The organism is Streptomyces sp. NPDC050988, from assembly GCF_044456225.1.
Taxonomy (GTDB): domain Bacteria; phylum Actinomycetota; class Actinomycetes; order Streptomycetales; family Streptomycetaceae; genus Streptomyces.
Window position 1 is genome coordinate 266946 of sequence record NZ_JBITFQ010000006.1, and the last position, 12959, is coordinate 279904.

Sequence of the window (12959 nt, forward strand, 5' to 3'; positions counted from 1 at the left end):
CGGGGGGGGGGGCGGGGGCGGGGGGGGGGCGGGGGGGCGGGGGGGGGGGCGGGGGCGGCGGGCGGCCCCGCGCCCCCCCCCCCCCCCCCCCCCCCCCCACGCTCCCCGGGTGGAGACCCGGGCAAAGGCCCACCATCGGTGGATCGCCCCGGCTTCACCGCACCGCACCGGCCCGCATGCCGCTCGCGAGCAACGGACCGAGTCGCTTCGGCGGAAGTCGGCGACAGGGAATTGAAGCGGGGCGGCGCCTGCGCACGGTGGTGGGCGGCCGGGCGAACCTCACCGTCGTCGGCGAAGCCGGAGGGTCCAGCGCGGAGGGCCGGGGGATCTGCCCCGCCTGACCCACCTCCCCATCTGACCGGCCGCACATACCGAAGCAGTGCGGGCAGAGCGGCCGCCGTGGCCCGCCGCCATGGCGCAGGTCACCGACGGGCCGCCGACCTCCTCGTCCGCGCCCCGAGCCTTCTCTTCGACGGCGGCGCGTACTCGCGTACTACTGCACCCCGGGCAGCGAGATCCCGGACCGAACGGTCGTGGCAAGGGCCAACGCCGTGCCGAGAGCCGGACGCACCGTCAGGAGCGATGTCGACGGAGAGCCCGCCCCTGCCCGAGCCCTGCGCTTGCCCCAGCGCCAGCGCCAGCAAGCTCTCGACCCTCGGTCCTCGGCCACACCCACACCGCCCAGCCCAGCCCCGCCCCAGATACCGACCTCCGGCCGCCTTCGGCATCACCACCGCTCTCAACCGAGCAGAAGCTTCCTCGGCCACCGCGTCACCGTCCGCGACGCCCGCCCGTCCCCGCTACGACCGCCCGATTCCCCACACCACCGAAGTCGTCGTCGGGTTGGTGCACCCCCCTGTCGTGACTCCGAGGTGGTACCACCGCCACATCGCCGCCACCGAGACCAACGCCCTCACCGCCATCCGCAGCCCCGCCCACGACGCCAAGTCCGGACACCCCCTACCGGTCCCGGCATCGAGTCCCCGTCGCCCACAGCGACGCAACAGGCTCCCGCCTCACAGCCATCGACGAGAACCAGAGGCCGACTGCGCATCCACAGCCGCACGGCACCTCACGCACCGAACCGAACCGCACCTCACTGCACCGAACCGAACCGAACCGCACCCAAGTACGCCCCGAACGCCACCGCTCACCCGATCGAGACGCCGTGCCGCATCTCCCCGGTCGACGCCCAGTTCGCCCTGGCCCAAACCGCCGGGGTCATCGCCTGCCCAGGCGGAGACGACCGCCACCGAAGAGCCGCGTGCGGACCAGGTCCGGCAGGAGTGGGACCGCACATCGCGGTCGCGAGGTCGATGCGCGGTACGCGCCAGATGGCTCCGCCAAGTCCAGCAATGACCCACGATGTCCGACTTGGAGGGTTCGGCGGCCTCATTCTCTGCCCGATGCCCTGAAACCATCATCGAGGAGGGCCGCCACGATCCCTCAAGTCCCCCGATCCTCCAGCGAAGTTGCTGGTCGGATCGATTCTTCACGCGTAGCGCCTGGTGGGGCGGGTGGGACTCGAACCCACGGCCGACGGATTATGAGTCCGCTGCTCTAACCGGCTGAGCTACCGCCCCATTACGGCGCGTCGCGCACATTTGTGCGCGCCGTCTGCCGCAGCATAGCCGCTCATACGATCTCCTGCTTCGGATGGTCGACTTCGCCTGCCCTGAAGGACCCCACCTGGGGCGGAGCGGTTCCCGAGGACATGAAAAAGGACCCCGACGGGGTCCTCGTTCGCCTGCTCTCCCGACTGGACTCGAACCAGTAACCTGCCGGTTAACAGCCGGCTGCTCTGCCAATTGAGCTACGGAAGACCGAAGCTCCCCCGACTGGACTCGAACCAGTAACCTGCCGGTTAACAGCCGGCTGCTCTGCCAATTGAGCTACAGGGGATCGCCTCGTTGCATCGAACGTACCTCCCTGGGTATTCGCCAGGGGGCGTGCGCTCGCTGCGACACATACATTAGCGCAAGCAGGGGGGTGCTCCGCCAATCGGTAAGCGCCGCCTGCGACCGACGCCGCCGCAAGGTACCGACTCACAAGAGAAGGGTGGCCGCCATGCGCTACCGGCTCACGTTCGTCGCCGGACTGGCCCTGGGATACGTGCTCGGCACGCGTGCCGGGCGCGAGCGCTACGAGCAGCTGAGGAAGACCGCCCAGCAGGTCGCTCAGAACCCGGCGGTGCGCAACACCGCCGAGTCCGCGGCCCAGCAGGGGCGCGAGTTCGCCGGCAAGGCGTATCACGTGGTGAGCGAGAAGGTCGGTGACCGGGTCCCCGACTCGGTGGCCGACAGGGTCCGCCACCTGCGGGAGCGCAACACGAACGGCACGCGAACCGATGACGACTGGGGCACCAGCAACACGTAACCGGTACGGCCGCCTCCGCCGGACCGGTACGGCCTGCTCCGGTCGTACGGCAGAATTTCCGCCATGGGGATAGTCGCCGGGTTGGACAGTTCGCCCGATTTCACTCGCATCGTTGTCTGCGACGCGGACAGCGGAGCCGTGCTCAGGCAGGGGTATGCCCCGCATCCGATGGACGGCATGTCCGAGGGTGGCCGGCCCTCGGACGTCGACCCACAGGCCTGGCTGCTGTCCCTGGGCGAGGCCGCGGGCGGTGGGCTCCTCGAAGGCGTTCAGGCCATTGGCGTGTCCGCTCAGCAGAACGGGCTCGTGCCGGTGGACACCCAGGGCAACACGGTGCGCCCGGCGATGGTCGGCGGTGACAAGCGGGCGCAGGTCGCGGCCGCCGACCTGGTCGACGCCCTCGGCGGGCGCGAGGCCTGGGCGCAGGCCGTGGGCTGTGTGCCGCAGGCGGCGCAGCCGGTGACGAAGCTGCGCTGGCTCGCGAAGAACGAACCCGAGGCGGCGCTGCGCACCAGCGTGCTGCTCCAGGCGCACGACTGGCTGGTGTGGCAGTTGCTCGGCCGCCCGGCCCGCCGGACCACCGACCGGGGCGGGGCCTCCGGGACCGGCTACTGGTCGGCGGCGACCGGTGCGTACCGGCCCGATCTCGTGGAGCTGGCGCTCGGGCACCAGGCGCTGCTGCCCGATGTGCTGGGGCCGTGGGAGGCCGCGGGGACGACGCCCGAGGGGCTGCTGATCTCGGCGGGGACGGGCGAGACGATGGCCGCGGCGTTCGGTCTGGGCATCGGGCTCGGGGACGCGGTGGTGTCGCTCGGCGCTTCCGGTTCCGTGATGGCGGTGCACCACGAGGCGCTCGTCGACTCCTCCGGAATGATCACCTCCCTTGCGGATGCGACCGGGATGCACCTGCCGGTCGTCACCACGCTCAATGCCGTACGGGCCCTGCGCGGGGCCGCCGAACTGCTCGGCGTGCCGGACCTGGAGGCCCTGTCGGACCTGGCGATGAAGTCCACCCCGGGCTCCCACGGGCTCGTGCTGCTGCCCTATCTGGAGGGCGAGCGGACCCCCAACCTGCCGCACACGGCGGGGACTCTGGCCGGGCTGCGGCGGGAGTCCATGAAGCCCGAGCACCTGGCGCGGGCCGCCTTCGAGGGCATGCTGTGCGGGCTCGCGGACGCGCTGGACGTGCTGCGCAAGCGGGGCGTGGAGGTGCGGCGGATCTTCCTGCTGGGCCAGGCCGCCGAGCTGAGCGCGGTGCAGGCCTGCGCGCCCGCGCTGCTCGGTACGCAGATCGTGGTGCCGCAGCCCGCGGACTACGCGGCGCTCGGCGCCGCCCGGCAGGCGGCCTGGGCGCTCGGGACCTCGCAGGGCACGATCCAGCCGGGGCTGCCGCCCGTCTGGCAGGGCGCGGCCGCGCAGATCCTGGAACCCGGCGAGGAGCTGGCGGTGGGCCAGGCCGTGCGGCAGCAGTACGTGTCGGTACGGAACCAGACGCACCCGGGCGCCTTCCGGCCCTGAGGCCTCTCCCGGAGCCCGGCCGACCCGAACGGCCTACGGCCGCGGACCGAGGCACGGTCGGCTCTTGGACCTCTCTTGGCTTAATCAGTTGAGGTAACACGGGTGGAGTGTTCGACGATAGGGGCCAAGGGCAACCAACCGCCCCGCCGCCGACCCCGAGAGACCCAGCGTGCTCATACGACTCCTGCGTACCTATCTCACGCCCTACAAGAAACCCATCGGCCTGCTCGTACTGCTGCAGTTCCTGCAGACCTGCGCCACGCTCTACCTGCCCACGCTCAACGCGGACATCATCGACAACGGTGTCGTCGAGGGCGACACGGGCTACATCCTGTCCTTCGGCGCCCTGATGATCGGGATCTCGCTGGCCCAGGTCGTCTGCAACATCGGGGCCGTCTACTACGGCGCCCGTACGGCCTCCGCGGTCGGACGGGACATCCGGGCCGGCGTCTTCGACCGGGTGCAGTCGTTCTCCGCGCGTGAGGTCGGTCACTTCGGGGCGCCGTCGCTGATCACCCGCACGACGAACGACGTGCAGCAGGTGCAGATGCTCACGCTGATGACGTTCACCCTGCTGGTGTCGGCGCCGATCATGTGCGTGGGCGGCATCGTCCTCGCGCTCGGTCTCGACGTACCGCTGTCCGGGGTGCTGCTCGCCGTCGTGCCTGTGCTCGGGATCTCGGTGAGCCTCATCGTGCGCCGACTGCGGCCGCTGTTCCGCACGATGCAGGTGCGGCTCGACACGGTGAACCGGGTGCTGCGCGAGCAGATCACCGGCAACCGCGTCATCCGGGCCTTCGTGCGCGACGGCTACGAGGAGGAGCGCTTCCGGAAGGCGAACGCCGACCTCACCGAGGTGTCCCTCGGCACCGGGCGCATGCTGGCGCTGATGTTTCCGATCGTCATGACGGTGGTGAACGTCTCGTCGGTCGCGGTGGTGTGGTTCGGCGCCCACCGGATCGACAGCGGCGGGATGCAGATCGGCGCGCTGACCGCGTTCCTCGCCTACCTGATGCAGATCGTGATGTCCGTGATGATGGCCACCTTCATGTTCATGATGGTGCCGCGCGCGGAGGTGTGTGCCGAGCGCATCCAGGAGGTTCTGGACACTTCCAGCAGTGTGGTTCCGCCGAAGGCGCCGGTCCTGGAGCTGCGGCGGCACGGGCATCTGGAGATCCGGGGCGCCGGGTTCCGCTACCCGGGCGCCGAGGAGCCGGTGCTCAGGACCATCGACCTGGTGGCCCGGCCGGGCGAAATCACGGCCGTGATCGGCTCGACCGGCAGCGGCAAGTCCACGCTCCTCGGTCTGGTCCCCCGGCTGTTCGACGCCACCGACGGCGAGGTGCTGGTGGACGGCGTCGACGTACGCACGGTCGAGCCGCGGCTGCTCGCGCGCACCGTGGGCCTCGTACCGCAGAAGCCGTATCTCTTCGCGGGCACGGTGGCGACCAATCTCCGGTACGGGAATCCGGACGCGACCGACGAGGAGCTGTGGCACGCGCTGGAGGTGGCGCAGGCCAAGGGCTTCGTGGAGGGTCTCGAGAACGGTCTGGACGCGCCGATCGCGCAGGGCGGCACGAACGTGTCGGGCGGTCAGCGGCAGCGGCTCGCCATCGCCCGGACCCTTGTGCAGGGCCCCGAGATCTACCTCTTCGACGACTCCTTCTCGGCGCTCGACTACGCGACGGACGCGGCGTTGCGGAGGGCGCTCGCGCAGGAGACGGCCGAGGCGACGGTCGTGATCGTCGCCCAGCGGGTGTCGACCATTCGGGACGCCGACCGGATCGTGGTCCTCGACGAGGGCCGGGTCGTCGGGGCGGGCCGCCACCACGAGCTGATGGCGGACAACGAAACATACCGGGAGATCGTGCTCTCCCAGCTGACGGAAGCGGAGGCAGCCTGATGGCCGGGCCCATGGGGCGGATGATGGCCGGGACGGGCCCCGACCATCACTCGATGGACTTCAAGAAGTCCGGGAAGCGGCTGCTGGCGCATTTCAAGCCGGAACGCACCACGTTGTACGTGATGCTCGTCGCCGTGGTTCTCAGCGTCGGCCTCTCGGTCCTCGGGCCGAAGATCCTGGGCCGGGCCACCGACCTCGTCTTCGCCGGGGTCGTCGGGCGGGAGATGCCCACCGGTCAGACCAAGGCCGAGGCCCTCGCGGCGATGCGGGAGCGCGGCGACGGCGGCATGGCCGACATGCTCTCCGGGACGGACTTCACCCCGGGCGAGGGCATCGACTTCGGCGCCGTCGGCGAGGTGCTGGGGCTCGCGCTCGTGGCGTTCCTGGTCGCCGGTCTGCTGATGACCGTGGCGACGCGGCTGGTGAACCGCGCCGTCAACAAGACGATGTACAACATGCGCGAGGACGTGCAGACGAAGCTGTCGCGGCTGCCGTTGTCGTACTTCGACAAGCGGCAGCGCGGTGAGGTGCTCAGCCGCGCCACGAACGACATCGACAACATCGGACAGACCCTTCAGCAGTCGATGGGCCAGCTGGTCAACTCGCTGCTGACGATCATCGGTGTGCTGGCGATGATGTTCTGGGTGTCGTGGCTGCTCGCGCTCGTCGCGCTGGTCACCGTGCCGCTGTCGTTCTTCGTCGCCACCCGGGTGGGCAAGCGGTCGCAGCCGCACTTCGTGCAGCAGTGGCGGACCACCGGCAAGCTCAACGCGCACATCGAGGAGATGTACACCGGCCACAACCTCGTCAAGGTCTTCGGGCGGCAGGACGAGTCGGCGGCGCAGTTCGCCGAGGAGAACGAGAAGCTGTACGAGGCCGGGTTCCGGGCGCAGTTCAACAGCGGGGTCATGCAGCCGCTGATGATGTTCGTGTCGAACCTGAACTATGTGCTGGTGGCCGTGGTCGGCGGACTGCGCGTCGCCTCGGGCGCCCTCTCGATCGGCGACGTCCAGGCCTTCATCCAGTACTCCCGGCAGTTCTCCATGCCGCTCACCCAGGTCGCCTCGATGGCGAACCTCGTGCAGTCCGGGGTCGCTTCGGCCGAGCGGATCTTCGAGCTGCTGGACGCGGAGGAGCAGGAGGCGGACCCGGTGACCGGGGCACGCCCTGAGGAACTCCGGGGCCGGGTGGCACTGGAGGGCGTCTCCTTCCGGTACGACCCGGAGAAGCCGCTCATCGAGGACCTGTCGCTGAAGGTGGAGCCGGGGCACACGGTCGCGATCGTGGGGCCCACGGGCGCCGGCAAAACCACGCTCGTGAACCTGCTGATGCGGTTCTACGAGGTCACGGGCGGGCGCATCACCCTCGACGGGGTCGACATCGCGAAGATGTCCCGGGACGAACTGCGGGCCGGGATCGGCATGGTGCTGCAGGACACCTGGCTGTTCGGCGGGACGATCGCGGAGAACATCGCGTACGGGGCGTCGCGTGAGGTCACCCGTGGGGAGATCGAGGAGGCGGCTCGGGCGGCGCACGCGGACCGCTTCGTCCGTACGCTGCCCGACGGGTACGACACCGTCATCGACGACGAGGGGTCGGGGGTGAGCGCCGGTGAGAAGCAGCTCATCACGATCGCTCGGGCGTTCCTGTCCGATCCGGTGATTCTGGTGCTGGACGAGGCGACGAGTTCGGTGGACACGCGTACCGAGGTGTTGATCCAGAAGGCGATGGCGAAGCTCGCGCATGGGCGGACGTCGTTCGTCATCGCGCATCGTCTGTCGACGATCCGGGATGCCGACACCATTCTCGTGATGGAGAACGGGTCGATCGTGGAGCAGGGTGCGCATGCGGAGCTGCTGGCGGCGGAGGGGGCGTATGCGCGCCTGTACAAGGCGCAGTTCGCGGAGGCCGTGGTGGATGTGGACTGAGCCCCTCGGGGGCCGGCGGACTTTTTTCGCCCCCGCCGCCCCTACCCGTCCCGTCCCTGGGGGCTCCGCCCCCAGACCCCCGCTTATCGGCCTGAACGGCCTCGTCCTCAAACGCCGGACGGGCTGAAAATCAGCCCCTCCGGCGTTTGAGGAGCGGGGGTTCGGGGGCTGGCCCCCGAGTAGTGACGGGAATGGGTAGGGGCGGCGGGGGCGAGAAAAGAACCCGTCAGTCCAAGTAACCCCTCAGTTGGTCCGCGAAGGCGTGGTCCCGGAGTTTGTTCAACGTCTTGGACTCGATCTGGCGGATGCGCTCGCGGGTGACGCCGAAGATGCGGCCTATCTCTTCCAGCGTGCGGGGGCGTCCGTCCGCGAGGCCGTAGCGGAGCTGGACCACCTTCCGCTCACGTTCGCCGAGCGTGGAGAGCACCGCCTCCAGGTGCTCGCGAAGGAGCAGGAACGCCGCCGACTCCACAGGACTCGTCGCGTCCCCGTCCTCGATCAGGTCCCCGAGAGCCACATCGTCCTCCTCGCCCACAGGAGCGTGGAGGGACACCGGCTCCTGGGCAAGGCGCAGGACCTCGCTGACCCGTTCGCTGGGGAGGTCGAGGTGCGCCGCGACCTCCTCGGGCGTCGGCTCGTACCCCCGTTCCTGCAGCATCCGCCGCTGCACCCGGACCACCCGGTTGATCAGCTCGACCACGTGGACGGGCACCCGGATCGTCCGGGCCTGGTCGGCGAGGGCACGGGACATGGCCTGGCGGATCCACCAGGTCGCGTATGTCGAGAACTTGTACCCACGGGCGTAGTCGAACTTCTCGACCGCCCTGATCAGGCCCAGGTTTCCCTCCTGGACCAGATCGAGCATGGTCAGCCCGCGCCCCACGTACCGCTTGGCGACGGAGACGACCAGCCGGAGGTTCGCCTCGATGAGCCGGCGCTTGGCCATCCGGCCCATGACCACCAACTTGTCGAGGTCCAGGGCGAGTTGGCTGTCCAGGTCGGAAGCCAGCCGCAGCCTCTCCTCCGCGAAGAGGCCCGCCTCGACCCGGCGCGCCAGCTCCACCTCCTCCGCCGCGGTGAGCAGCGGGATCCGGCCGATCTCCCGCAGGTACTGGCGGAACAGGTCGGACGAGGGCCCGCCGGTGTCCGTACGCCCGCGGGGCACTTCCACCGGCTCCGGCGCCTCGGTCTCCACGAGGGTGACGGGCGGCTCGTCGGGCTCGGCCGGCGAGCTCTCCGGCTCCGCCGCCGTCTCGGGGTGGTGCGCGACACGGCTCTGCGCGGGTACGGCACCGATGACGTCGGAATCCGCGTCCGTGTCGCCGGTGTTGTCGGTCTGGGTGAGGGTCTGGGTCTGCACGGGGGCGACCTCCAGGAATGTCGCTGCTGAGGCGTGCGGCAGCGGTACGTCAGGGATGGGGCCGACGGCCTTGCCGCTGTCCCTCCCGAAGTCATTGAGCGGAACCGCGGGGACAATGGACCCGTCGCGTTCGGGTCGGCCGCGCTCCGAGGACTCAGGCACCGGAACCCAGTGTGGAGTACGACACATCGTCGCCACGAGGGGCGTGCGGTGACTTTTTGAGTCCGGTCCGTGACCGCGTGGTTACCCTCGCGGAAAACTCGTGTGCCCGTGCGTGCCCTGATCTGGCACGATCCCCGAGTCTCCGGTTCCGATCGCGGGGCACGCGTGACGGCCCGCCGTGACAGTGCTGCCGGGTCTGAACGGCTGCGCCACTGGGCGGCCGGCGCCGGTCTCGAGCTGACGTACATCTCGCGGCTCGCGCCGGATGCCTTCACAGCCGATGGTCACGTTGCCGGGTTCCCCGTCGTACGCCGCCGAATCGGCCCGTGCACAAGAAGGCCCGAGAAGGCCCGCGAAGGCCCGAGAAGTGCGCCCGCCTCAGAGCGCGCTCGCGCCCTTCTCGCGCAGCGCCTGGTCGTACTGCTGGAGCACCCACAACTCGTTCTGCACGGCGGCCAGCTGGGCCGGGTCGCCCTGGGCGCTGGCGCGGGCGAGGGTGCCCTGGACGTCCCGGACGCGGCGCTCGACGGCGCGGCGACGGACCGTGACCAGCTGTTCGCCCGCGTAGTGCTCGTCGACGGTCTTGCGCATGATGGCCTCGACGGCCAGCTCGGTGACCATGGCGCGGACCGCGTCGTCCGAGGCGGCCTCGCGGACGCGGATCAGGTACTCCTGCGGATCCTGGACGCCGTACTCCGCGCCGCCCGCCTCGATGATCGTCTCGCGGACGGCCGCGTACGGCGGGGCGGTGAACTCGTCCACGCCGTACGCGTCGAAGGCCGGGGAGACCAGTTCGGGGCGCTGGAGGGCGAGCTTGAGGAGTTCGCGCTCGGTGGCGAACACGGGGTTGCGGAGGGTCAGGGCGGGGCCCGAGGACGGCCTGGGTCCGGTGTTCTCGTAACTCTGCGGGGGGCGGCCGGTGCTCGTGGGCGCGGGGCCCTTGCCGCCGCGGTCGCGGGCCCAGCGGGCCAGCTGGGCGACGCGCTTGACGACGAACTGCGTGTCGAGGATGCCGAGCATGCCGGCGAGCTGGACGGCGACCTCGTGCTGGGCGCCGCTGTTCTTGATGCGGGCGACGATCGGGGCCGCCTCGTCGAGGGCGGCGGCGCGGCCCGCGGGGGTCTCCAGGTCGTAGCGCAGGATGATCTGGCGGAGGGCGAACTCGAAGAGCGGGGTGCGCGGTTCGACGAGGTCGGCGACCGCCGCGTCGCCCTTCGCGAGGCGCAGCTCGCAGGGGTCCATGCCGTCCGGGGCGATCGCGATGTACGTCTCGGCTGCGAACTTCTGGTCGTCCTCGAAGGCGCGCAGTGCTGCCTTCTGGCCGGCCGAGTCGCCGTCGAAGGTGAAGATCACGCGCGCCGAGCCGTTGTCCATCAGGAGCCGTCGGAGAATCTTGATGTGGTCGCCGCCGAAGGCCGTGCCGCAGGTCGCGATGGCGGTGGTGATGCCGGCGAGGTGGCAGGCCATCACGTCCGTGTAGCCCTCGACCACGACGGCCCGGCTGCTCTTGGCGATGTCCTTCTTGGCGAGGTCGATGCCGTAGAGAACCTGGGACTTGCGGTAGATCGGTGTGTCGGGTGTGTTGAGGTACTTCGGGCCGTTGTCCGACTCGTACAGCTTTCGGGCGCCGAAGCCGACGACCTCGCCGCCGATGTCGCGGATCGGCCACATGAGGCGGCCTCGGAAGCGGTCGATGGGGCCGCGGCGGCCCTCCTGGGAGAGGCCGGAGAGGAGGATCTCCTTGTCGGAGAAGCCCTTGCCGCGGAGGTGGCGCGTGAGGTGGTCCCAGCCCTGGGGGCTGTAGCCGACGCCGAAGTGGGTGGCCGCGGCCTGGTCGAAACCGCGCTCGGCGAGGAATTTGCGGCCCGTGTCGGCCTCGGAGCTGGTGTCGAGCTGCTCGATGTAGAACTGGGCGGCGACCTTGTGGGCCTCGACCAGGCGGATGCGCTCGCCGCGCTGGTGGGAGGGGTTGTAGCCACCCTCCTCGTAGCGCAGCGTGATGCCGGCCTGGCCGGCGAGGCGCTCGACCGACTCCGAGAAGGTGAGGTGGTCGACCTTCATCACGAACGTGATGGTGTCGCCGCCCTCCTGGCAGCCGAAGCAGTGGAAGAGCCCCTTGCTCGGGCTGACCTGGAAGGAGGGCGACTTCTCGTCGTGGAAGGGGCAGAGACCCTTGAGGTTTCCGCCGCCCGCGTTGCGCAGCTGGAGGTACTCGGAGACCACGGCGTCGATCGGGACCGCGTCCCGAACCGCCTTCACGTCCTCGTCGTTGATCCTTCCAGCCACGCCTGGATTCTACGGGGACGGTGTGACAGTCGAGCGCCGCCGTCGGTCATGGGACCAGACTGTCCAGCGGAACGTGCGGGTCCGCGAGTGCCTCGGAGTCCACCTGTGTCCGGCTCCGGATCAGTTGCTGGATCGGGTCCGTGACGTCCCACACATTCACGTTCATCCCGGCCAGCACCCGTCCCTGCTTCACCCAGAAGGCGATGAACTCCCGCTTGCCCGCGTCTCCCCGGATCACCACTTGGTCGTACGTGCCCGGGGGCGCCCAGCCCGAGTACTCGAGCCCCACGTCGTACTGGTCGGAGAAGAAATAGGGCACCCTGTCGTACGTCAGCTCGCGGCCCAGCATCGCGCGGGCCGCCGCCGGGCCGCCGTTCAGGGCGTTCGCCCAGTGCTCGACGCGCAGGCGGGTGTCGAACAGCGCGTGGTGGAAGGCTGCCACGTCACCGGCCGCGTAGATGTCGGGGTCGGAGGTGCGCAGCCGTTCGTCGACCGCGATGCCGCCGCCGTGCGCGCGGTCGGCCATCGTGAGGCCGGCGGCCTCGGCGAGGCCGGTGCGCGGGGCGGCGCCGATGGCGGCCAGGACGTCGTGCGCGGGGTGCTCCTCGCCGTCGTCCGTGCGGGCCGCCAGGACCATGCCGTCCTGGCCGGTGATCTCGGTGAGCCGGGCGCCGAAGTGGAAGCGGACGCCGTGCTCGCGGTGCAGTTCGGCGAAGAGCTGGCCCAGCTCGGGGCCGAGGACCGAGTGCAGCGGGGTCGGCCCGGGCTCGACGACGGTGACCTCGGCGCCGTACTCACGGGCTGCGGCGGCGACTTCCAGGCCGATCCAGCCCGCGCCCGCGATGACGAGGTGGCCGTTGTCCCGGCCGAGGGCGGTGAGTACGTGCTTGAGGCGCTCCGCGTGGGCGAGGCGCCGCAGGTGGTGGACGCCCGCGAGGTCGGTGCCCGGGATGTCGAGGCGGCGCGGTTCGGAGCCGGTCACGAGCAGCAGCTTGTCGTAGTGGACGAGCGTGCCGTCGTCACCGAAGCGGACGGTCCTGGCTGTCCGGTCGATGGCGTCGACGGTCTGGCCGAGGTGCAGCTCGACGTCGTTGCGCGCGTACCAGGCGGGCTCGTGGACGAAGACGCTGTCGCGCTCCTCCTTGCCGAGCAGATAGCCCTTGGAGAGCGGCGGGCGTTCGTACGGGTGGTCGCGCTCGTCGCAGATCAGTATCACGCGCCCGGTGAAGCCCTCCGCCCGGAGCGTCTCGGCCGCCTTCGCGCCGGCCAGCCCGCCTCCGACGATGACGAATGTCTGATCTGCGTCGACCACTTGATGCCTCCTCGTAAGGATGTCGCCACATGCGAGCGTCCCGCACGGAGCGTGATGGGGGAAGAGGGAGTGGCCCGATCAGGCCACGCAGGGTCACGCCCTTCCCGTCCGGAC

Annotated in this window: 7 protein-coding genes and 3 tRNA genes; 4 read left to right on the top strand and 6 right to left on the bottom strand. The window is 70.3% G+C overall.

What is annotated here, in order from left to right:
* Positions 1-1506: 1506 nt before the first annotated feature.
* The 3 genes from ACIBEI_RS16970 to ACIBEI_RS16980 all read right to left on the bottom strand — a co-directional run bounded on the left by ACIBEI_RS16970 (position 1507) and on the right by ACIBEI_RS16980 (position 1902).
* Positions 1507-1583 (bottom strand) — tRNA-Ile (locus tag ACIBEI_RS16970).
* A 167-nt stretch (positions 1584-1750) separates the two neighbouring features.
* Positions 1751-1823, bottom strand: a tRNA-Asn gene (locus tag ACIBEI_RS16975).
* A gap of 6 nt (positions 1824-1829) precedes the next feature.
* Positions 1830-1902, bottom strand: a tRNA-Asn gene (locus ACIBEI_RS16980).
* A 165-nt stretch (positions 1903-2067) separates the two neighbouring features.
* On the opposite strand from ACIBEI_RS16980, the gene ACIBEI_RS16985 reads away from it, so the two are divergent.
* The 4 genes from ACIBEI_RS16985 to ACIBEI_RS17000 all read left to right on the top strand — a co-directional run bounded on the left by ACIBEI_RS16985 (position 2068) and on the right by ACIBEI_RS17000 (position 7725).
* Positions 2068-2376 carry a YtxH domain-containing protein gene (locus ACIBEI_RS16985; protein WP_200398320.1) on the top strand — a complete coding sequence of 103 codons (309 nt, stop codon included), beginning with the start codon at positions 2068-2070 and terminating at the stop codon, positions 2374-2376.
* Between the two features lie 63 nt (positions 2377-2439).
* On the top strand, positions 2440-3894 hold the full coding sequence (locus ACIBEI_RS16990; protein ID WP_398889392.1) for an FGGY family carbohydrate kinase: 1455 nt from the start codon (positions 2440-2442) through the stop codon (positions 3892-3894).
* Between the two features lie 169 nt (positions 3895-4063).
* Positions 4064-5797 carry an ABC transporter ATP-binding protein gene (locus ACIBEI_RS16995; protein ID WP_398889394.1) on the top strand — a complete coding sequence of 578 codons (1734 nt, stop codon included), beginning with the start codon at positions 4064-4066 and terminating at the stop codon, positions 5795-5797.
* Positions 5797-7725, top strand: a complete 1929-nt coding sequence (locus ACIBEI_RS17000) for an ABC transporter ATP-binding protein (protein ID WP_398889396.1) — start codon at positions 5797-5799, stop codon at positions 7723-7725. Before ACIBEI_RS16995 ends, ACIBEI_RS17000 begins: the two co-directional genes overlap by 1 nt.
* 226 nt (positions 7726-7951) lie before the next feature.
* On the opposite strand, the gene ACIBEI_RS17005 is transcribed toward ACIBEI_RS17000, so the two are convergent.
* The 3 genes from ACIBEI_RS17005 to ACIBEI_RS17015 all read right to left on the bottom strand — a co-directional run bounded on the left by ACIBEI_RS17005 (position 7952) and on the right by ACIBEI_RS17015 (position 12845).
* Positions 7952-9247 (bottom strand): RNA polymerase sigma factor, encoded by a 1296-nt coding sequence (locus ACIBEI_RS17005; protein WP_398889398.1) that lies wholly within the window; start codon positions 9245-9247, stop codon positions 7952-7954.
* A gap of 378 nt (positions 9248-9625) precedes the next feature.
* The gene (gene dnaG / locus ACIBEI_RS17010; RefSeq protein WP_398889400.1) at positions 9626-11533 is read right to left on the bottom strand and encodes a DNA primase; all 1908 of its coding nucleotides are present in this window, start codon (positions 11531-11533) and stop codon (positions 9626-9628) included.
* A 46-nt stretch (positions 11534-11579) separates the two neighbouring features.
* The gene (locus ACIBEI_RS17015) at positions 11580-12845 is read right to left on the bottom strand and encodes an NAD(P)/FAD-dependent oxidoreductase (protein ID WP_398889402.1); all 1266 of its coding nucleotides are present in this window, start codon (positions 12843-12845) and stop codon (positions 11580-11582) included.
* Between the last annotated feature and the right edge of the window lie 114 nt (positions 12846-12959).

What these genes read in the sequence shown, in the direction of transcription:
- ACIBEI_RS16985 (WP_200398320.1), top strand. Translation starts at nt 2,068, where the DNA reads ATGCGCTACCGGCTCACGTTCGTCGCCGGACTGGCCCTGGGATACGTG.
- ACIBEI_RS16990 (WP_398889392.1), top strand. Translation starts at nt 2,440, where the DNA reads ATGGGGATAGTCGCCGGGTTGGACAGTTCGCCCGATTTCACTCGCATC.
- ACIBEI_RS17000 (WP_398889396.1), top strand. Translation starts at nt 5,797, where the DNA reads ATGGCCGGGCCCATGGGGCGGATGATGGCCGGGACGGGCCCCGACCAT.